This window comes from uncultured Azohydromonas sp., assembly GCF_937926365.1.
In the GTDB taxonomy this organism is placed as follows: Bacteria; Pseudomonadota; Gammaproteobacteria; order Burkholderiales; family Burkholderiaceae_C; genus Azohydromonas.
The window spans coordinates 23,343-43,425 of sequence record NZ_CALAOH010000219.1 but is presented as its reverse complement, the minus strand read 5'-3'; the positions used below and the strand labels follow the sequence as shown (position 1 = coordinate 43,425).

Sequence of the window (20,083 nt, the reverse complement as noted above, 5' to 3'; positions counted from 1 at the left end):
GCGCGTCCACAGGATGGGGTGCATCTCCGCCATGTTCGAGCCCCACAGCACGAAGGCGTCGGCCTGCTCGATGTCGTCGTAGCAGCCCATGGGCTCGTCCATGCCGAAGGTGCGCATGAAGCCCGCCACGGCCGAGGCCATGCAGTGGCGCGCGTTGGGGTCGATGTTGTTGGAGCGCAAGCCCGCCTTCATCATCTTGGCCGCGGCATAGCCCTCCCAGACCGTCCACTGCCCCGAGCCGAACATGCCGATGGCGGTGGGGCCCTTCTCCTTGAGCACGCGCTTGAACTGCGCGGCCATGGTGTCGAAGGCCACGTCCCAGCTCACGGGCTGGAACTCGCCGTCCTTGGCGTAGCGGCCGTCCTTCATGCGCAGCAGCGGCTGGGTGAGCCGGTCCTCGCCGTACATGATCTTGGACAGGAAGTAGCCCTTGACGCAGTTGATGCCGCGGTTGACCTCGGCGTTGGGGTCGCCATGGGTGGCGACCACGCGCCCCTCCTTGACGGCCACGTTGACGCCGCAACCGACGCCGCAGAAGCGGCACGGCGCCTTGGACCACTTGAGCTGCGTGCGCGCGGCGTCGGTGACGACGTTCTGCGCCGCCGCGTCCAGCGGCAGCCCCGCGGCCAGCGCGGCGCTGGCCGCGGCGCTGGCGCGCACGAACTCGCGCCGCGTGCAGCCGCAGCCCTGGGCCTCGGGCGCGCCTTCGCCCCGGGCCTCGACGATGGGAATGGGAACGGGAATGGACATGCGTGGCTCCCTGTAGATCACGTCATGGGTTGCTGCATCACGGCCCAGGGCTCGGCGTGCTGGTACACCAGCGCCACGTTGAGCACCCCGGGCAGGTCCCGCAGCGCCGACAGCGACTGCATGACGCCGTCCGCGCTGTCGTGTTCGAGCACCGCCACCAGCCGCCCGTCCTCGGCCCACTGCGCCAGCGTGGCGCCAGGCAGTGCGGGGATGTCCTGGCGCAGCCGCGACACGGCCGCGGGACGGGCCTGCACCAACACGCCGGCGATGTGCAGCTCGCGTTCGCCCGGGGCCGTCACGGCGTGTACCCCGGCAGCCGTCCGGACAGGAGCTGGTACATCCACACGATGAAACCCCAGCCCGCCACCGTGACCACGGCCAGCACGGGCGCCGTCACGATGGTCAGAAACAGGAAGCTGCGCGTTTCCTCCTGCTTGGTGGAAGGGGCGTCCGGATCGGCGGGGTGGACGGCGGAGCCGGCGGGCTCAGGGGGGATGGGCGAGGACTTCATCGGCGGTGGTATCCCTTGGGCGATGGCCCGGTGAAATCCCGGGCAATGCCTGTGCCCATCGCATGCACTTTCCGATGCAAAGGCGATGCAACCCCCCAGTTGCCTTGGAGACCAACCCTGGTACACCCAGGACACAGGACCGCCCGGCGCCCTGGGCAACCACGCGGACGGCTCGAACCTGACGCCGGAGGGAAAGGGTCCGATCCGGCACGCCACGCAGGCCTCGAACGGCGGCCGGCAACATCGGCGGCAAAGGACGGCGCGGCGGGCGGTAAGGACTTACCGTCAATCCTGATGGCGTTGCAAACGGCGGGCCGCCGTATGGCGGCGGGAGTGCCGCGGCCGCTCTGCGACACTGGCGGCTTCCCGTCGCAACGCCCGGCCCGCCGCGGCCGCTGTACGCCGCATGGCTTGGCACGCAGAACTCTCGATCCGCTATTTCCGCGACAACGAGCGCACCGTCGCGCTGGACCGCCACGAGGGCCCGCTGCGGGTGCTGCAGCGGCTCTATCCCGAAGGCCCGCGCGTGTGCCACCACGTGCTGGTGCATCCGCCCGGTGGGGTGGCCGGCGGCGACGAGTTGCACCTGTCGCTGCAGCTGGAGCCCGGCAGCCATGCGCTGCTGACCACGCCCGGCGCCACGCGCTTCTACCGCAGCCTGGGCGAAACGGCGCTGCAGCGCGTGCAGGCCACGCTGCAGGGCGACGCGCGGCTGGAGTGGATGCCGCTGGAAGCCATCGCCCACGACGCTTGCCGCGCCGAGAACCGCCAGCGCTTCGAGCTGCGCGACGCGGCGCAGATGATCGGCTGGGACCTGATCGCGCTGGGCCTGCCCGCCGCGAACGACCCGTGGCGGCGCGGCAGCTTCCTGCAGCACCTGGAGCTGCCGGGGCTGTGGCTGGAGCGCGGCCACATCGAGGCCGCCGACACGCGGCTGCTGGACAGCCCGCTGGGCTGGGCCGGGCGCCGGGTGTTGGGCACGCTGTGGTTCGCCAGCGCGCAGCCGCTGCCCGCGGCGCTGCGCGAGGCGCTGCTGGAAGCCGGCCGCGCGCTGTGCGAGGGCGAGCCCCGCGCCGGCGTCACCAGCCCCTCGCCGCGCGTGGTGGTGCTGCGCATGCTGGCCGAGCGCGTAGAGCCGGCGCAGCGGCTGATGCAGCAGCTGTGGGCGCGCTGGCGCGAAGCCGCCTGGCAGCTGCCGGCCTGCGCGCCGCGGGTGTGGAGGACCTGAGAACCGCGTGGAGCTTGCCGCTGGCGTGCCCGCGGCACAGCCGTGGCCGGAGGTCTTGCAGAGGCGGAATCGAGGCGCTGCTGGCGGCCTGAGCCCCCCAGCCCCAGCGCCCGCGGGCGCGGCGGTTGCCGGCGAGACGTCGATGCACCGCCTGAACCACCGCCGTCCCGGCGCCGCCCCATGAGCACCGAGCTCGACAAGATGCTCGCCGGCGAGCTCTACGACCCGCTGGACGCGCAGCTCACCGCCATGCGCGAGCGCGCCCGCGACCTGTGCCAGACGCTCAACGTCACGCGCGAGACGCAGGGCCACGTGCGCCGGCGCATCCTGGAGCAGCTGCTGGGCGCCGGCGGCGACACGGTGCGCATGCAGCCGCCCTTCCATTGCGACTACGGCGTCAACATCGAGCTCGGCGAGAGCGTGTTCTTCAACTTCAACTGCGTGGTGCTGGACGTGTGCCGCGTGCGCATCGGCCACTTCACGCTCTTCGGCCCCGCCGTGCAGATCTACACCGCCATGCACCCGCTGGACGCCGCGCTGCGCCGCCAGCAGGAGTACGGCACCCCGGTGGAGATCGGCGACGACGTGTGGGTGGGCGGCGGCGCCATCATCCTGCCGGGCGTGCGCATCGGCTCGCGCGCCGTCATCGGCGCCGGCAGCATCGTCACGCGCGACGTGCCCGAAGGCGTGTTCGCCGCGGGCAACCCCTGCCGCGTGATTCGCAAGCTCGACACCTGAGCTCCGTCAGCGCCGCTGCGCGGCACACGGCGGCCGGGCGAGAGCAGCGATGGACGCTTTTTCAAGCGCGCCTGCCGCAAGCCGGGGGAAAGCGCCGGGCTTCAGGGCAAACCCGGAGCCGTGACGAAGGGGCGGTTGCGTATCCCGCAGACGCGGGTTCCCGCCCGCGTCGCGGCACGCTGCCGCGGGCCTCCGGACCCCTTTTCAACAGGAACAGGAGAGCACGCATGAACCACCGCTTCACACGCCTTGCTTTCGCCGCCGCCGTGCTGGGCGGCGCCCTGCCGCTGCCAGCGCTCGCGCATGACCCGGGCCACGGCGCGCACATGCACGACCTGCGCGTGCGCCTGGAGGGCTACCAGGAGGTGCCTTCGGTCTCCACCGCCGCACGCGCCAACTTCCGTGCCACGGTGGACCACCACGCCAAGCTCATCAGCTGGCGGCTGAGCTATGCCGACCTGGAGGGCGACGTGCAGCAGGCGCACATCCACTTCGCACAGCCCGGCGTCAACGGCGGCATCACGGTGTTCCTGTGCACCAACCTTGGCAACGGCCCGGCCGGCACGCCGCTGTGCCCGGGGCCGCGCAGCGGCATGCTCACCGGCAGCATCACGCCCAATGACGTCAGCCCCGACATCGCGGCCACGCAGGCGGCCATCACGCAGGGCATCGGCCCGGGCGAGTTCGACGAGTTGATCGAAGCCCTGCACAACAAGGCGCTGTACGTGAACGTGCACAGCACGCGCTGGCCCGGCGGCGAGATGCGCTCGCAACTGGGGATCGCGCATCACGGGCACTGAGCCCGAGGCTCAGATCGCCACCAGTCCCCGCACCCCGTTGGCCTCCATGTCGCGCCCGGCGCCGCGGGCCACGACCTCGCCGCGCTCCATCACCAGGTACTGGTCGGCCAGCTCCGCGGCGAAGTCGTAGTACTGCTCCACCAGCAGGATCGCCATGTCGCCGCGCTCCGCCAGGCGCCGGATCACGCGGCCGATGTCCTTGATGATGCTGGGCTGGATGCCCTCGGTCGGCTCGTCCAGGATCAGCAGCTTCGGTCTGCCCGCCAGCGCCCGCGCGATGGCCAGCTGCTGCTGCTGTCCGCCCGAGAGGTCGCCGCCGCGCCGGCCCAGCATCTGCTTGAGCACCGGGAACAGCTCGTACAGCTCCTCGGGGATGGGCGTGCGCCCCGGCAGCTTCGCCAGGCCCATGCGCAGGTTCTCCTCCACCGTGAGCCGGCCGAAGATCTCGCGGCCCTGCGGCACGTAACCCATGCCGGCGCGCACGCGCTCGTAGGGCGCGGCACGCGAGACGTCCTGCCCTTCGAGCTTCACGCCGCCGCTCTTGATGGGCACCACGCCCATGAGGCTCTTGAGCAGCGTGGTCTTGCCCACGCCGTTGCGCCCCAGCACCACCGTCACCTCGCCGCGCCGGGCCTCGAAGGCCACGTTGCGCAGGATGTGCGAGCCGCCGTAGTACTGGTTCAGGCCCTCGACCTGCAGCATCACCTCAGCGCCCAAGGTACACCTCCACCACCCGATCGTCGTTCTGCACCTGCGACAGCAGCCCCTCGGCCAGCACGCGGCCCTCGTGCAGCACCGTCACCTTGCGATGGCCCTGCGTGAGCTGGTCCACGAACTTCATGTCGTGCTCCACCACCATCAGCGAGTGCTCGCCGGCCAGCGACAGGAACAGCTCCGCCGTGCGCTCGGTCTCCTCGTCCGTCATGCCGGCCACGGGCTCGTCGAGCAGCAGCAGCTTCGGGTCCTGCATCAGCAGCATGCCGATCTCCAGCCACTGCTTCTGCCCGTGCGAGAGCAGCCCGGCCTGGCGCTGCGCGGAATACTTCAAATGGATGCGCTCCAGCATGGCGCCGATGCGGTCGAGCTGTTCGCCCGTCAGGCGCGAGAACAGGCTGGCGCGCACGCGGCGGTCGGCCTTGAGCGCCAGCTCCAGGTTCTCGAACACGCTGAGCTCTTCGTAAACGGTCGGCTTCTGGAACTTGCGCCCGATGCCGATCTGCGCGATCTCGTTCTCGCGCAGGCGCAGCAGGTCGATGTTGGAGCCGAAGTGCACCTTGCCCTGGTCGGGCGCGGTCTTGCCGGTGATGACGTCCATCATCGTGGTCTTGCCCGCGCCGTTGGGGCCGATGATGCAGCGCAGCTCGCCCACGCCGATGGCCAGGCTCAGCGCGTTGAGCGCCTTGAAGCCGTCGAAGCTGACCGTCACGTCCTCAACGTACAGCGCCACGCCCTGCGCGAAATCGGGCACGCCGTGGGCCATGGGCCGGCCGAAGCCGCCTTCCCAGCGGCCGCCGGCCGAGGCGGCGAGCTTCCTCTCGTGCGCGGCCAGCGCCTGCGCACGGTCTTCCATCAGGTCGGGCGTCATGCGCGCTCCTCCTTCTTGTTGCGGCGCCACAGCCCCACGATGCCCTGCGGCATGAACAGCGTCACGGCGATGAAGAGCGCGCCCAGGAAGTACAGCCAGTACTCGGGGAAGGCCTGCGTGAACCAGCTCTTGGCGCCGTTGACGAAGAAAGCGCCCAGGATCGGCCCCACCAGCGTGGCGCGCCCGCCGACGGCCGCCCACACCGCGATCTCGATGGATGCGGCCGGCGACATCTCGCCCGGGTTGATGATGCCCACCTGCGGCACGTATAGCGCCCCGGCCACGGCGCACATCACGGCCGACAGCGTCCAGATCGCGAGCTTGTAGGACAGCGGGTCGTAGCCCGTGAAGCGCACGCGGCTCTCGGCGTCGCGGATGGCCTGCAGCACGCGGCCGAAGCGGCTGTGCACCAGCGCGCGCGCCATCAGGTAGAAGCCGATGAGCACGAGCCCCGTCGTCACGAACAGCACCATGCGCGTGGAAGGCTGCGCCAGCGGTACCTCCAGGATGCGCTTGAAATCGGTGAAACCGTTGTTGCCCCCGAAACCGGTCTCGTTGCGGAAGAACAGCAGCATCGCGGCGTAGGTCAGCGCCTGCGTGATGATGGAGAAGTACACGCCCTTGATGCGCGAGCGGAAGGCGAAGTAGCCGAACACCCAGGCCAGCAGCCCCGGCACCGCCAGCACCAGGATGAGCTGCAGGAAGAGCGAGTCGCTCCAGGCCCAGTGCCAGGGCAGTTCCTTCCAGTCCAGGAACACCATGAAGTCCGGCAGGTCGCTCTTGTAGTTGCCGTCGCGGCCGATCTGGCGCATGAGGTACATGCCCATGCCGTAGCCGCCCAGCGCGAAGAACAGGCCATGGCCCAGCGACAGGATGCCGGTGTAGCCCCAGATCAGGTCCATCGCCAGCGCGCAGATGGCGTAGCACATGATCTTGCCCACCAGCGCCACCACGTGGTCCGGCAGGTGCAGCGGATGCGCCGCCGGCAGCATCAGGTTGAGCGAGGGCACGATGACCAGCACCGCCATCAGCGCCGCGCCCACGCCAACCCAGCCGCGCGTGCCCAGCAGCAGGCCGCGCCGCGGCGTGAGCCCCAGGGGCGATTGCAGAACCGCACTCATGCTTCCCTCCCCTTCAGGGCGAACAGGCCCTGCGGACGCTTCTGGATGAACACCACGATGAAGACCAGCACCATGATCTTGGCCAGCACCGCGCCGGCCCAGCCCTCAAGGAGCTTGTTGAGCAGGCCCAGCCCCAGCGCGGCCCACACGGTGCCGGCGAGCTGGCCCACGCCGCCCAGCACCACGACCATGAAGCTGTCCACGATGTAGCCCTGGCCCAGGTCCGGGCCGACGTTGCCGACCTGGCTGAGCGCGCAACCGGCCAGCCCGGCCAGGCCCGCACCCAGCGCGAAGGCCCAGGTGTCGATGCGGGCGGTGTGGATGCCCACGCAGGCGGCCATGCGGCGGTTCTGCGTCACGCCGCGCACGAACAGGCCCAGGCGCGTCTTCGAGATCAGCAGCGCCACGCCGGCGAGCACCAGCGCCGCGAACACGATGATGGCCAGCCGGTTGTAGGGCAGCGTCAGGTTGCTCGCCAGCGCCACGCCGCCGGAGAGCCACGCGGGGTTCTCGACGGGCACGTTCTGCGCGCCGAAGAGCGAGCGCACGCCCTGCATCAGCACCAGGCTGATGCCCCAGGTGGCCAGCAGCGTCTCCAGCGGGCGGCCGTAGAGCCAGCGGATGACCAAGCGCTCCAGGACCGCGCCCACCAGCGCGGCGGCGAGGAAGGAGGCGGGAATCGCCAGCAGGATGTAGTAGTCGAACAGCCCTGGCAGCCAGGCGCGGAAGGCGTTCTGCACCAGGTACGTCGCGTAGGCGCCGATCATGATCAGCTCGCCATGGGCCATGTTGATCACGCCCATCAGGCCGTAGGTGATCGCCAGGCCCAGCGCGGCCAGCAGCAGGATCGAGCCCAGGCTGAAGCCGGTGACCAGCACGCCCGCGCGCTCGCCCCAGGCCAGGCGCGACTCGATCTGCTGGATGGCCCCGGCGATGACGGTGCGCAGCTCGGGGTCGGTTTCGGCGTCCAGGCGCTGCAGCAGCAGCGCGCGCGTGGCGGGCTCGCCGCTGCCGGCCAGCAGCTGCGCCGCTTCCAGGCGCTCATGGCGCTCCGGCGAGGCCACCAGCACGGCGGCGCGCAGCAGGCCGAGCTGCTGCTTCAGGTCCCGGTCGCTCTCGGCGCCGTAGGCCTTGTCCAGCAGCGGCAGCCGGGATTCGTCGGCCTCGTCGCCCAGCGCCTTGATGGCGGCGGCGCGCGCGGCGCGGTCGGGAGAAAACAGGTTCAGGGCCGCCAGCGCCGCCTGCAGCTCGCGGCGCATGCGGTTGTTGTTGGTGACTTCCTGCGCGTCGTCGGACAGCTGGGCGGCGGTGCCGGTGGCGGCGTCCACGGCGGAGCCGTCCTTGTTGAGGATGAGCACGCGATCGGGCGTGACGCGCACCGCGTCGTCGAGCATCGCCTGCACGTAGGCGGCGAGCGCGGCGTCGCCGCTCTGCGCCACCGCCTCGGAGAGCGCCTGCACGCGCGCGTCGTTGTCGCCGTCGGCGATGGCGCGCGCCTGGGGCTGCGTCAGCGCGTGGGCGCTCAAGCCCAGCAGCGCCGTCAGCAGCGCGAGCAAGCCGCGCAGGAACAAGGTTTTCAAAGCCACCCTCTGCTGTCTGGTTGATGGACGCACTTGCGGCGTCGCTTCGTCGCGTGGTCAGCCCGCAGGCTGATGCGCAGAAACCGTCATGCCCGCGAAGGCGGGCATCCACGCGCTCTGAGCGGCCGCCACCGTGTCGGCCGTCGGGCAATGGGCAGCACCCCGGTCATCGTGGATGCCAGCCTGCGCGGGCATGACGAAGCGGGGTGCGCGGCGCACGGGCTTGCGGGAGGCACCGCAACGGCAAGGGCCCGCGGCGGTGCATCCCCGTCAAGCCGCGCTTACTTCGCCGCGGCCACCTTCTCCGGCTCGTCCTTCTTCTTGTCGTTGCCGGGGATGTACGGACTCCAGGGGTTGGCCTTGACGGGGCCCGGGGTCTTCCACACCACGGAGAACTGGCCGTCGGCCTTCACCTCGCCGATGAACACCGGCTTGTGCAGGTGGTGGTTCTTCTCGTCCATCTTGGCGACGAAGCCGCTCGGGGCCTTGAAGGTCTGGCCAGCCATGGCGGCGATGACCTTGTCGGTGTCGGTGCTCTTGGCCTTCTCCACCGCCTGCTTCCACATGTAGATGCCGATGTAGGTGGCCTCCATCGGGTCGTTGGTCAGCGGCTTGTCCTTGTGGCCGGCGATGTTCTTGGCCTTGGCGTAGGCGGCCCACTTCTTGGTGAACTCGTCGTTGGCCGGGTTCTTCAGGCTCATGAAGTAGTTCCACGCGGCGAGGTGGCCCACCAGCGGCTTGGTGTCCACGCCACGCAGTTCCTCCTCACCCACGGAGAAGGCCACCACCGGCACGTCCGTGGCCTTCAGGCCCTGGTTGCCCAGTTCCTTGTAGAAGGGCACGTTGGAGTCGCCGTTGATGGTGGAAACCACCGCGGTCTTCTTGCCCTCGGCCGAGAACTTCTTGATCTTGGCGATGATGCTCTGGTAGTCCGAGTGGCCGAAGGGGGTGTACTCCTCCATGATGTCCGCATCGGCCACGCCCTTGGACTTGAGGAAGGCGCGCAGGATCTTGTTGGTGGTGCGCGGGTACACGTAGTCGGTGCCCAGCAGCACGAAGCGCTTGGCCGAGCCGCCGTCCTTGCTCATCAGGTACTCGACGGCGGGAATGGCCTGCTGGTTGGGGGCGGCGCCCGTGTAGAACACGTTCTTGCTCAGCTCCTCGCCCTCGTACTGCACGGGGTAGAACAGCAGGCCGTTGAGCTCCTCGTACACCGGCAGCACCGACTTGCGGCTCACGGAGGTCCAGCAGCCGAAGGTCACGGCGACCTTGTCCTGGCTGATGAGCTGGCGGGCCTTCTCGGCGAACAGCGGCCAGTTGGAGGCGGGGTCAACGACCACGGGCTCCAGCTTCTTGCCCAGCACGCCGCCCTTGGCGTTGATCTCGTCGATGGCCATCAGCACCGTGTCCTTGAGCACGGTCTCCGAGATGGCCATGGTGCCGGACAGCGAGTGCAGCACGCCGACCTTGATGGTGTCGGCCGCGTGGGCCGGCAGCGCGGTGGAGACCAGCGTGCCCAGCGCGACGGCGCCCAGCGCCAGGTTGAAACCGCGACGATTTGCCTTCATGTGCTTCCCCTCTAGGCGCCCCTGCGTGGGGCGGTGATCGAACGGGGAACAGTTTCGAAGGCAAGCATCGGCGCCGGAATACGACATCCGTCGTAGTTCCGGCGCGTGTACGACAAATGGCGTAGTCCTTATATCGCCCCCACGCTCCCCGTCACCGGCAGCACGATCCCGGTGATGTACCCCGCGCACGACGGCGCGGCCAGGAACACGTAGGCCGGCGACAGCTCCTCCGGCTGCGCCGCGCGCCCGAATTCGGTCTGCTTGCCGAACTCGGCCACCTTCTCCGCCGGGGAGTCGGCCGGGTTCAGCGGCGTCCACACCGGCCCGGGCGCGACGGCGTTGACGCGGATGCCCTTCTTGAGCAGGTTGGACGCCAGCGACTTGGTGAAGGCGTGGATGGCGCCCTTGGTGGTGCTGTAGTCCAGCAGTTGCTGGCTGCCCTGCAGCCCCACGACGGAGCCGGTGTTGATGATGGAGGAGCCTTCCTTGAGGTACGGCAGCGCCGCCTTGGCCATGTGGAAGTAGCCGTAGATGTTGGTGCGCATCGTCTCGTCGAAGCGCTCCTCGGTGATGTCCTCCAGGCTCTCGGCGTGCTCCTGGAACGCGGCGTTGTTGACCAGGATCTCCAGGTGGCCGAAGGCATCGACCGTGCGTTGCACGGCGTCGCGGCAGAAGGCGGGGTCCTTCACGTCGCCGGGAATGAGGATGCAGCGCCGTCCCTCGGCCTCGACGTGGCGCCGCGTCTCCGCGGCGTCCTCGTGCTCGCTGAGGTAGACGATGGCGACGTCCGCGCCCTCGCGCGCGTAGAGCACGGCCACGGCGCGGCCGATGCCCGAATCCCCGCCGGTGATGAGCGCCGCCATGCCCAGCAGCTTCTCGCTGCCCTTGTAGTGCGGCGCCCGGAACTGCGGCTGCAACTGCAGCTCGGCCTCGATACCGGGTTTGGCGATGTGCTGCGCCGGCAGATCCGAGGGCATCTCGCGCGCGCCGGTCTGCGGCGGCTTCTGCTCGCCCCCGCCGCCCTGCTGGGCCTTGCGGTTGTCCTTCTGGTCCTGCTGCTTCTGGAGATTGCGGTGCTTGTCGGCGGTGGCTTCGGCGGATTGCTTGTGGGAGGTGTCGCCTTGCTGCTTCATGGGGTGGCTCCGTAAGGGTGGTTACGGGGCTTGGGGCGGCAGGTGGTGTGCCCAGCAAACGTCCACGGCAAACCCGGCATGGGTTTGAAAAGGCCGGAACGCTGTAGCGTGTACAGCAGGCACATCAAGCAGCAAGGCTCAGTGCCTTGAGAACTTGTTCACATCCGGGCCACCGTGTTGAAACCCGGATTCGCGTTCAATGTCCCAACGTGCGGCCCCACCGGATCACCATGCGCAAATTCCTTTTCCTCGTTCTCCTGATATTGGGCGTCTTCGTGAAATCCACCGCCGCCGGCCTTCCTCCCGTGGTGGCCTCGCATTTCGGCCCGGGCGGCGTGCCGAACGGGTTCATGGGCAAAGGCACTTATGAGGTCCTCATGCTCGTCCTGGTGGTCGGGGTGCCGGTGCTGGTGGCTTTTTCCACGCGGCTGTTGCAGGGCATACCACTCCAGTTCGTCAACCTTCCCCACCGGGAGTATTGGCTGGCGCCCGAGCGTCGAGCTGCCACTTTCGAATCACTGTCGTCCCTGACGCTGTGGTTCGCCATGGTTCTGGCCTCCTTCCTGAGCTATTGCCATTGGCTTGTCGTCCGAGCCCACGCAACACAGCCGCCGCAATTGCCTGAAAACTGGTTTTTTGCTGGATTGGGCTTCTTCGGTGCCGTCACGCTGGCCTGGGTCTTCATGCTGTTTCGCCGCTTCGGCAGACCGCCTAGGTAAATGAGCAGGACGTCCCGCACCGCCTGGGATTCGAGCCTCCCACAAGGCACGTGTCATGAATCCCTACCGGAGCTGGCCGGTTTCATCGTTGCGCTGCAGCTCACCGATGCCTGAAAATCCATCGCTTGGCGCAAGCCGGCACCCGTTACAAAATCGAGAATCCAATGGAATTGCAGGACGTCGTCCCCTGGGGCCGCTCCCTGGCCGAATACCGGTCCATGTTCTCGCTGACCGATGCCGACCTGGGGAAAAGAATACTGGGCTGCGGCGACGGCCCCGCCAGTTTCAATGCCGAAGTGACAGCCGCCGGGGGCCACGTCATTTCCGTCGATCCGGTCTACGCCTTTTCCGGGTTTCAGATCCGCAGCCGGATTGCCGAGGTCTATCCCACCATCCTGGAGCAACTGGCACGCCACCGCGGCGATTACATCTGGGACCATTTTCCAGGCGTGGAGCAGGTTGCCAATGCGCGCATGCAGGCCATGGAGCGGTTCCTGCAGGATTACGAGCTTGGCCGACAGCAAGGTCGGTACGTCGAGGCGGCGCTGCCGGCATTGCCCTTTGAAAACCACGCCTTCGAATTGGCGCTGTGCTCACATTTCCTGTTCCTGTACAGCACACAATTGAATCTTGAGGCTCATGTGGCTGGCACGAGGGAACTGTGCCGGGTGGCCCGAGAGGTGCGTATCTATCCCCTGGTGTCGCTGGAAGGCATGGAATCTCCACACCTCGGCGCGGTGGTTGAACGGCTGCACGCCGAAGGCATTGCGGCCCGACGTGAAGCGGTCAATTACCGGTTCCAGAAAGGGGCCACCGACATGCTCGTGCTGTACAAGGCCTGATTCCACGCCTTTACCCCACGCCCGACGAGTTGCTGATGGGCGACCAAGATAAACACCTGGGCGTGGTGCTGTCGCTGCACCGGCGCCAGGAGGGGCCGAATGTGCTGCTCACCGTCACGACCGTGGTGCACGTGCACAACCGGATGGGGCGGATTTACATGCTGCCCGTCACGCCCATGCACAAGCTGATTGCGCCGGCGACGATGAAACCGCTGGCTTCGGCTTGAGGCGGCGCGCCAGTCAGCCCCCCGTTGCCCCCGCCATCGGCCCCAGCCTTTTCACCACCAGCGCCGCCGCGGCGGTGCGGGTTTCCACGCCAAGTTTCTCGAACACATGCTCCAGGTGCTTGGTGACCGTGCGCGGGCTGGTGCCGAGGATGTCGCCGATGTCGCGGTTCGTCTTTCCCTGCAGCACCCAGTAGAGCACCTGCGATTCGCGCGCCGTGAGGCCGAAGGCCGGGCCTAAAGCCGCGATGGTCGCGGCGTCGGACTGCTCGCGCAGCACCAGCAGCCACTCGTCCTCGCTCATGGCCTGGTGCAGCATGAAGCTCAGGCGCCGGGCGCCCTGCGTCACCGCCAGCGTCGCGCCCAGGGCGGGCTTTTCACCCAGCCAGGCCCGCAGCGGCGCCGGCGCCAGGCCGTCCGCGCCCGGCGCGTCGGCGCCTGCAAAAAACTCGGCCAGCAGCCGCCGCGCCAGCGCCGTCTGCCACACCAGGCGCCCGTCGCGCGGGCGCAGCACCACGCTAGCGTGCCCGAAGGCGTCCAGCGCGTTGCGCGCCTGCCGCTGCGTGCGCGCGCTGTGCAAGTGCGCCGCCATGCGCGCCAGCACTTCGCTCGTGCGCACCGGCTTGGTCACGTAGTCGTTGACGCCAGCGGCGAAGGCGGCCACGAGGTGCTCGCTTTCGGTCAGGCCGGTCATGAACACGATCGGCGTGGCGGCGGTGCGCGGATCGGCGCGCAGGCGACGTGCAACTTCAAAACCGTCCATGCCGGGCATCACGGCGTCCAGCAGCACGATGTCGGCCTGCGCGGCGCGGCCCAGCGCCTGCTCGCCCGAGGTCGCCACCAGCACCGTGTAGCCGCCCTCGTCCAGGGCGTCGTGCAGCAGCGCCAGGTTGTCGGGCACGTCGTCCACCACCAGCACCACGCCGGCGCCTCGGTCCAGCTCAGGCGGCTCGTTGTTCATCTTGAGTTTCCAGGGTCTTGCGCACGGCACCGGCCAGTGCGTCGAGTTCAAAGCGCTGCAGCAGCGCGCGCAGCGGCGCGGCGAAGGCGGGGCCGTGCGTGGCGTCGGATTCCGCGATGCGGTCCAGCGCCTTGCCCACGCCGCGCACGTGGCCCAGGCGCAAGGCCTCGTCCAGGGCGCGCAGCAGAGAGGGGGCGGGGCGCCAGGCGGGAGCGCTTGCGCATGCGTTCGCTGTGTCCGTATTCCGTTCGTCCTGATGCTTCGATACCTCAGCACAGGGCGCCCCCTGCGGGTGCGTCGAAGGATGAACGGCCCCAGCCGGGGTGCTGCCATCACTGCCTTGCGGATTCGCCCTTCGATACCTCAGGGCGGACGGATCACTGGGCTCCGACAACGCCGTGGAGGCCGGCTCGGCTTGTGCCTGCGCGCCCGGCGCCTCCTCGATCCACGCCAGCTTCAGCCGCCGTTCCAGCCAGTCCAACAAATCGTCCACGCGCACGGGCTTGACGAAGAAGTCGCTCGCGGCCACGCCGGGGTCGTTGTCCAGGCCGCGGTCGAAGGCGTTGGCCGAGACGATGGCCACGGGCGCCGCATCGGGCAGGCCCAGCGCGCGCAAGCGCTGCAGCGTCTGCCAGCCGTCCAGGCCCGGCATCGCCAGGTCCATGAAGATGGCGTCCGGCTGCAGCGCGGGCCACAGCGCCAGCGCCTCCTGGCCGCTGGCGGCCTGGTGGATCTCGAAGCCCAGCGGCTGCAGCAGGTGCGTCAGCAACTCGCGGTCGGCCTGCTCGTTGTCCACCACCAGCAGCCGCCGGCGCGGCCCCAGCACGCCGCGGCGCAGGCCGCGCAGCGCCCGCGGCGGCGGGGCGTCCACCTGGGGCAGGAACAGCTTCAGGCTGAAGGCGCTGCCCTGCCCCGGCGCGCTGCGGGCCGTCAGCTCGCCGCCCATCAGGATCACCAGCATGCGCGCGATGGTCAGTCCGAGCCCCGAGCCGCCTCCCCCGGCGCTGCCGCGCTCGAAGGGCTCGAACACGCGTTCCAGCTCCTGCGCGCTCATGCCGGGGCCGCTGTCCTGCACCTCGAACAGCGCCATCTGCCGCGCGTAGCGCAGGCGCAGCCGCACGCGGCCGGCGGCGGTGAACTTCACGGCGTTGCCCAGCAGGTTGATCAGCACTTGGCGCAGCCGCCGCTCGTCGGCGCGCACCCAGGCCGGCAGCGCGCCCTCGATCTCCAGCCTGAAATCCAGCCCCTTGGCGGTGGCCTGCAGCTCGAACAGGTGCGCGATCTCGGCCACCGTCTCGCGCAGCGCCAGCGGTTTCACCTGCAGCTGCACCCGGCCGCTCTCGATGCGCGAGAGTTCCAGCGTGCCCTCGATCAGCGACAGCAGGTGCTCGCCGCCGCGGCGGATCACCTGCACCGCGTGTTGGCGCCGCGGCGGCATGGCGGCGTCCTCCTCCAGCAGCTGCGCGTAGCCCAGGATGGAGTTCAGCGGCGTGCGCAGCTCGTGGCTGATGGCGCTGATGTAGCGGCTCTTGGCCTGGTTCGCGGCCTCGGCCGCCTGCTTGGCCTGCTGCAGCGCGGCGTCGGTGCGGTGGTGCGCCTCGATCTCGCGCTGCAGCGCGGCGGTCTGGCGCCGGCTTTCCTCCTGCGCCAGCGTGCGGCTGCGCTGCGCCAGCACCAGCCACCACAGCACCATGCCCGCCAGCGGCACGCCCAGCAGCGCCTCGCTGAGGAAGTTGCCGCCCGCCGCGGCGTGGCGGTGCAGCAGCCACAGCGCCAGCGTCAGCAGCGGCGCGCCGGGCAGCGCGACCAGCAGGTACGGCGCCAGCCCCTTGTCCAGGTAGGCGCCGGCGCCGCGCGGCAGCAGCGCGCGCAGCAGCCGCTCCCACTGCTGCTCCAGCCGCGCGTGCGGCTTGCAGAGGTCACCGCAGCGCGCGTCCAGCGTGCAGCACAGCGAGCAGATGAAACCCTGGTAGGCGGGGCAGCGCGCCATGTCCTCGGCCTCGTAGCGGCGCTCGCACACCACGCAGCGCACGGTCTTGAGCGGGCGCGCCGCACCACCGGCGTCCGTGCAGACCGCCGAGCCCGGGACGGCGGCGGCGGTGGCACTGCCCGGCCGGACCGGCGCCTGCGCCGCGCGCGCGATGTAGAAACGCCCGCGCGTGGCCCAGGCCACCAGCGGCGCGGTCAGCAGCGCCGTGACCATGGCGATCAGCGCGGAAAAAGCCTGGGCCAGCGCGCCGAAGGCGCCCAGGTGCGCGGCGATGGAGAGGACGGACGCCAGCCCCATGGCGCTCAGCCCCACCGGGTTGACGTCGTGCAGGTGCGCACGTCGGAACTCGATGCCCGGCGGCGACCAGCCCAGCGGCTTGTTGATCACCAGGTCCGCCACCACGGCCATGATCCAGGCCACCGCCACGTTGGCGAACAGCCCCAGCACGTGGCCCAGCGCCTGGAACACGTCCATCTCCATCAGCGCCAGCGCGATGAGGATGTTGAACACCATCCACACCACGCGCCCCGGGTGGCTGTGCGTGGCGCGCGAGAAGAAGTTGCTCCAGGCCAGCGAGCCCGCGTAGGCGTTGGTGACATTGATCTTGAGCTGCGACACCACCACGAACAGCCCCGTGGCGGCCACCGCCCAGCCGTAGTGCGCGAACACGAACTCGTAGGCCACGAGGTACATGCGGCTGGGGTCCAGCGCCAGCTCCGTGGGCACCATGTGCGTGAGCGCCAGGTGCGCCAGCAGCGCGCCGCCCAGCATCTTGAGTACGCCCGGGAGCACCCAGCCCGGCCCGCCCATCAGCACCGCCGCCCACCAGCGCGCACGCGCGCGCCGTCCCGGCCCGGCCTCGGGCATGAAGCGCAGGTAGTCGGCCTGCTCGCCCATCTGCAGGATCAGGGCGATGCCGACGGTCGTGGCCGCGCCGAAGCCCAGCAGGTCGAAGCCCGCGCTGCCGTCCGCGCCCGCGTGCGCCATGAAGCTCCGCAGCAGCTCGGGCTGCTCGCGCAGCACCACCACGTAGGGCGTGACGAGCATCAGCAGCCACAGCGGCTGGGTCCAGAGCTGCAGCCGGCTGATGGTGGTGACGCCGTGCGTCACCAGCGGGATCACCACCAGCGCGCAGAGCAGGTAGCCCCAGGCCGGCGGGATGCCGAAGACCAGGTCCAGCGCGTAGGCCATCACCGCCGCTTCCAGCGCGAAAAAGATGAAAGTGAAGCAGGCGTAGACCAGCGAGGTCACCGTGGAGCCCAGGTAGCCGAAGCCCGCGCCGCGGGTGAGCAGGTCCATGTCCACGCCGTGGCGTGCGGCGTACAAGCTGATGGGCAGGCCCGCCAGAAAGATGACCAAGCCGGTGACGAGAATGGCCAGCGCGGCATTCGTGAAACCGTGCTGCACCAGCAGCGTCGCGCCCACGGCCTCCAGCACCAGGAAGGACGAGGCGCCGAAGGCGGTGTGCGCCACGCGCCAGGGGCTCCAGCGGCGGAAGGCGCGCGGCGTGAAGCGCAGCGCGTAGTCCTCCATCGACTCGCGCGCGACCCAGGCGTTGTAGTCGCGCCGGATCTTCACCACGCGCTGCAGCGGCTCACCGGTGGAAGGGGTTAACGGAGAAGTCGGAGACGGCGGAGGAGACATGGGCATCGGGCTCAACCACCAGGTCGTTCAAGAAACGCACCAGCCGTCCCCCATTGGGGGGATATCCGGCATCCATCGTGCTAAACCTCCGGCATGGAACTGACGCCCCGCGAGAAAGACAAGCTGCTGATCTTCACCGCCGCGCTGCTGGCCGAACGGCGCCGCGCCCGCGGCCTGAAGCTCAACTACCCCGAGGCCGTGGCGCTGCTGAGCGCGGCCATCATGGAAGGCGCGCGCGACGGCAAGTCCGTGGCGCAGCTCATGGGCGAGGGCAAGACCATCCTCACCCGCGACGACGTGATGGAGGGCGTCGCGGAAATGATTCCCGAGATCCAGGTCGAGGCCACCTTCCCCGACGGCACCAAGCTGGTGACCGTGCACCAACCCATCGCCTGAACTCGCACCTCATGGGTGCATTCACAACCTGCAAGCACAACAATGAAGCACATCCTGACTGCCACTTTGGCCGGCCTGGCGACGATCGCCACGTCGGTGCAGGCCCACGAGGGGCATGGCCTGCCCGGCGCCTCGCACTGGCACGCCAGCGACACCGTGGGCTACACGGTGCTGGTGGTTGTGATCGCCGCGGCGTGGTGGGGCACGCGCCGCAAATGATTCCCGGCGAACTGCTCACCGACGACGGCGCCGATCTGGAACTCAACCCCGGGCGGCGCACGCTGACGCTGGTGGTGGAGAACGCGGGCGACCGCCCGATCCAGGTCGGCTCGCACTACCACTTCGCCGAGACCAACGGCGCCTTGCGCTTCGACCGCGAGGCCGCGCGCGGCATGCGGCTGAACATCCCTTCCGGCACGGCGGTGCGCTTCGAGCCGGGCCAGCAGCGCACGGTGGAGCTGGTGGACTACGCCGGCACGCGCGAGGTCTGGGGATTCCGGGGACTGGTGCAGGGGAAGCTCTGAATGGCAACGATTTCACGGCGTGCCTACGCCGAAATGCTCGGCCCCACCGTGGGCGACCGGCTGCGACTGGCCGACACCGAACTGCTGATCGAGGTCGAGAAGGATTTCACCTTGGCCGCCGGCGGCTACGGCGAGGAGGTGAAGTTCGGCGGGGGCAAGACCGTGCGCGACGGCATGGGCCAGGGGCAGCGCCCCAACGGGCCCGGCGCGGCTGACGCGGTCGATTGCGTGATCACCAACGCGCTGATCGTGGACCACTGGGGCATCGTCAAGGCCGACATCGGCCTGCGCGGCAGCCGCATCGCCGCCATCGGCAAGGCCGGCAACCCGGACGTGCAGCCGGGCGTGGACATCGTCATCGGCCCGGGCACCGAGGTCATCGCGGCCGAGGGGATGATCGTCACGGCCGGCGGCATCGACACGCACATCCACTGGATCTGCCCGCAGCAGATCGAGGAGGCGCTGAACTCCGGCGTCACCACCATGATCGGTGGCGGCACGGGGCCGGCCACCGGCACCTTCGCCACCACCTGCACGCCCGGGCCCGAGAACATCGCGCGCATGCTCATGGCCGCCGAGGCCTTCCCCATGAACATCGGCTTCATGGGCAAGGGCAACGCCAGCCGGCCCGACGCGCTGCGCCAGCAGATCGAAGCCGGCGCGCTGGGCCTGAAGCTGCACGAGGACTGGGGCACCACGCCGGCGGCCATCGACTGCTGCCTGAGCGTTGCGGAGGAAACCGACACTCAGGTGGCGATCCATACCGACACGCTCAACGAATCGGGCTTCGTGGAGGACACCATCGCCGCCTTCAAGGGCCGCACCATTCACAGCTTCCATACGGAGGGCGCTGGGGGCGGGCATGCGCCGGACATCATGCGCGTGGTGGGCGAAGCCAACGTGCTGCCCTCGTCCACCAACCCGACGCGGCCCTACACGGTCAACACGCTGGACGAGCACCTGGACATGCTCATGGTGTGCCACCACCTGGACGCGTCCATCGCCGAGGACCTGGCCTTTGCCGAGAGCCGCATCCGGCGCGAGACCATCGCGGCGGAGGACGTGCTGCACGACCTGGGGGCGATCAGCATCTTCAGCTCCGACTCGCAGGCCATGGGCCGCGTGGGCGAGGTCGTGATCCGCTGCTGGCAGACGGCGCACAAGATGAAGGTGCAGCGCGGCGCCTTGCCGGGAGACAGTGAGCGCAACGACAACAGCCGGGTGAAGCGCTACATCGCCAAGTACACGATCAACGCGGCGCTGGCGCACGGCATCGCGCACGAGGTGGGCTCGGTCGAGGTGGGCAAGTGGGCCGACCTGGTGCTGTGGAAGCCGGCCTTCTTCGGCGTCAAGCCCAGCCTGGTGCTCAAGGGCGGCTTCATCGCCTCGGCGGCGATGGGCGACGCCAACGCCTCCATCCCCACGCCGCAGCCGGTGCACTACCGGCCGATGTTCGGCGCCTTCGGCGGGGCGCTGTCGGCGGGCTCGCTGAGCTTCGTGTCGCAGGCGGCGCTCGGCAGCGGCGTGCTGGACCGGCTGAACCTGCGCAAGACGCTGTCGGCCGTGCGCGGCTGCCGCACGGTGAAGAAGGCGGACATGCGGCTCAACGCCTACACGCCGCGCATGGAGATCGACCCGCAGACCTACGAGGTCCGCGCCGACGGCCAGCTGCTGAGCTGCGAGCCGGCCAAGGTGCTGCCGATGGCGCAGCGGTACTTCCTGTTCTGACGCGGACATTCGCCCGGCGGCGCGCCGCCGGGTTCAGCATC

The 20,083-nt window shown here is 69.5% G+C and carries 21 protein-coding genes; 10 read left to right on the top strand and 11 right to left on the bottom strand.

Annotated features, from left to right (window positions below; translation table 11 throughout):
• The 3 genes from Q0741_RS24385 to Q0741_RS24375 all read right to left on the bottom strand — a co-directional run.
• Positions 1-750 (bottom strand): molybdopterin-dependent oxidoreductase (locus Q0741_RS24385; protein ID WP_298235788.1); only part of this gene is annotated, 750 nt, incomplete at its 3' end.
• A 17-nt stretch (positions 751-767) separates the two neighbouring features.
• A complete protein-coding gene (locus Q0741_RS24380; protein WP_298235787.1) occupies positions 768-1,049 on the bottom strand; it encodes a chaperone NapD in 282 nt (93 codons plus the stop codon).
• Positions 1,046-1,246 carry a periplasmic nitrate reductase, NapE protein gene (locus Q0741_RS24375; RefSeq protein ID WP_298235792.1) on the bottom strand — a complete coding sequence of 67 codons (201 nt, stop codon included), beginning with the start codon at positions 1,244-1,246 and terminating at the stop codon, positions 1,046-1,048. The genes Q0741_RS24380 and Q0741_RS24375 overlap by 4 nt, the downstream gene beginning before the upstream one ends.
• Positions 1,247-1,667: 421 nt before the next feature.
• Here Q0741_RS24375 and Q0741_RS24370 point away from each other — a divergent pair, with 421 nt between their 5' ends.
• The 3 genes from Q0741_RS24370 to Q0741_RS24360 all read left to right on the top strand — a co-directional run bounded on the left by Q0741_RS24370 (position 1,668) and on the right by Q0741_RS24360 (position 4,027).
• Positions 1,668-2,489 (top strand): urease accessory protein UreD, encoded by an 822-nt coding sequence (locus Q0741_RS24370; RefSeq protein ID WP_298235786.1) that lies wholly within the window; start codon positions 1,668-1,670, stop codon positions 2,487-2,489.
• A gap of 180 nt (positions 2,490-2,669) precedes the next feature.
• Positions 2,670-3,227 (top strand): sugar O-acetyltransferase, encoded by a 558-nt coding sequence (locus tag Q0741_RS24365; RefSeq protein WP_298235785.1) that lies wholly within the window; start codon positions 2,670-2,672, stop codon positions 3,225-3,227.
• Positions 3,228-3,454: 227 nt separating this feature from the next.
• A complete protein-coding gene (locus Q0741_RS24360; protein WP_298235784.1) occupies positions 3,455-4,027 on the top strand; it encodes a CHRD domain-containing protein in 573 nt (190 codons plus the stop codon).
• A 9-nt stretch (positions 4,028-4,036) separates the two neighbouring features.
• On the opposite strand, the gene urtE is transcribed toward Q0741_RS24360, so the two are convergent.
• The 6 genes from urtE to Q0741_RS24330 all read right to left on the bottom strand — a co-directional run bounded on the left by urtE (position 4,037) and on the right by Q0741_RS24330 (position 11,014).
• Positions 4,037-4,729, bottom strand: a complete 693-nt coding sequence (gene urtE, locus Q0741_RS24355) for an urea ABC transporter ATP-binding subunit UrtE (protein ID WP_298235791.1) — start codon at positions 4,727-4,729, stop codon at positions 4,037-4,039.
• 4 nt (positions 4,730-4,733) lie between these two features.
• On the bottom strand, positions 4,734-5,612 hold the full coding sequence (gene urtD, locus Q0741_RS24350; protein ID WP_298235783.1) for an urea ABC transporter ATP-binding protein UrtD: 879 nt from the start codon (positions 5,610-5,612) through the stop codon (positions 4,734-4,736).
• Positions 5,609-6,733 (bottom strand): urea ABC transporter permease subunit UrtC, encoded by a 1,125-nt coding sequence (gene urtC / locus Q0741_RS24345; RefSeq protein ID WP_298235782.1) that lies wholly within the window; start codon positions 6,731-6,733, stop codon positions 5,609-5,611. The genes urtD and urtC overlap by 4 nt, the downstream gene beginning before the upstream one ends.
• Positions 6,730-8,313 carry an urea ABC transporter permease subunit UrtB gene (urtB, locus tag Q0741_RS24340; protein ID WP_298235781.1) on the bottom strand — a complete coding sequence of 528 codons (1,584 nt, stop codon included), beginning with the start codon at positions 8,311-8,313 and terminating at the stop codon, positions 6,730-6,732. Before urtB ends, urtC begins: the two co-directional genes overlap by 4 nt.
• Positions 8,314-8,594: 281 nt before the next feature.
• Positions 8,595-9,881 (bottom strand): urea ABC transporter substrate-binding protein, encoded by a 1,287-nt coding sequence (gene urtA / locus Q0741_RS24335; protein ID WP_298235780.1) that lies wholly within the window; start codon positions 9,879-9,881, stop codon positions 8,595-8,597.
• 128 nt (positions 9,882-10,009) lie between these two features.
• Positions 10,010-11,014 carry an SDR family oxidoreductase gene (locus Q0741_RS24330; RefSeq protein WP_298235779.1) on the bottom strand — a complete coding sequence of 335 codons (1,005 nt, stop codon included), beginning with the start codon at positions 11,012-11,014 and terminating at the stop codon, positions 10,010-10,012.
• Between the two features lie 230 nt (positions 11,015-11,244).
• On the opposite strand from Q0741_RS24330, the gene Q0741_RS24325 reads away from it, so the two are divergent.
• From Q0741_RS24325 to Q0741_RS24315, 3 genes are all read left to right on the top strand, one after another.
• The gene (locus tag Q0741_RS24325) at positions 11,245-11,733 is read left to right on the top strand and encodes a hypothetical protein (protein WP_298235778.1); all 489 of its coding nucleotides are present in this window, start codon (positions 11,245-11,247) and stop codon (positions 11,731-11,733) included.
• 164 nt (positions 11,734-11,897) lie between these two features.
• Positions 11,898-12,575 carry a hypothetical protein gene (locus tag Q0741_RS24320; RefSeq protein ID WP_298235777.1) on the top strand — a complete coding sequence of 226 codons (678 nt, stop codon included), beginning with the start codon at positions 11,898-11,900 and terminating at the stop codon, positions 12,573-12,575.
• 29 nt (positions 12,576-12,604) lie between these two features.
• Positions 12,605-12,802: a DUF2867 domain-containing protein gene (locus Q0741_RS24315; protein ID WP_367184171.1), complete on the top strand. Its 198-nt coding sequence runs from the start codon at positions 12,605-12,607 to the stop codon at positions 12,800-12,802.
• 13 nt (positions 12,803-12,815) lie between these two features.
• Here Q0741_RS24315 and Q0741_RS24310 read toward each other — a convergent pair whose 3' ends face one another.
• Both Q0741_RS24310 and Q0741_RS24305 read right to left on the bottom strand, forming a co-directional pair.
• Positions 12,816-13,760, bottom strand: coding sequence for a response regulator (locus Q0741_RS24310; protein ID WP_298235776.1), 945 nt, complete (start codon positions 13,758-13,760; stop codon positions 12,816-12,818).
• Positions 13,741-17,394, bottom strand: coding sequence for an ATP-binding protein (locus Q0741_RS24305; protein ID WP_298235775.1), 3,654 nt, complete (start codon positions 17,392-17,394; stop codon positions 13,741-13,743). Before Q0741_RS24305 ends, Q0741_RS24310 begins: the two co-directional genes overlap by 20 nt.
• Positions 17,395-17,487: 93 nt before the next feature.
• Here Q0741_RS24305 and ureA point away from each other — a divergent pair, with 93 nt between their 5' ends.
• The 4 genes from ureA to ureC are packed head-to-tail and all read left to right on the top strand — an operon-like array spanning position 17,488 to position 20,042.
• Complete coding sequence (gene ureA, locus Q0741_RS24300) at positions 17,488-17,790, top strand: urease subunit gamma (RefSeq protein ID WP_298235774.1); 303 nt, start codon at positions 17,488-17,490, stop codon at positions 17,788-17,790.
• Between the two features lie 42 nt (positions 17,791-17,832).
• On the top strand, positions 17,833-18,009 hold the full coding sequence (locus tag Q0741_RS24295) for a hypothetical protein (protein WP_298235773.1): 177 nt from the start codon (positions 17,833-17,835) through the stop codon (positions 18,007-18,009).
• Positions 18,006-18,314: an urease subunit beta gene (locus Q0741_RS24290; protein ID WP_298235772.1), complete on the top strand. Its 309-nt coding sequence runs from the start codon at positions 18,006-18,008 to the stop codon at positions 18,312-18,314. The genes Q0741_RS24295 and Q0741_RS24290 overlap by 4 nt, the downstream gene beginning before the upstream one ends.
• On the top strand, positions 18,315-20,042 hold the full coding sequence (ureC, locus tag Q0741_RS24285; protein WP_298235771.1) for an urease subunit alpha: 1,728 nt from the start codon (positions 18,315-18,317) through the stop codon (positions 20,040-20,042). It begins immediately after the preceding gene.
• Positions 20,043-20,083 lie beyond the last annotated feature (41 nt).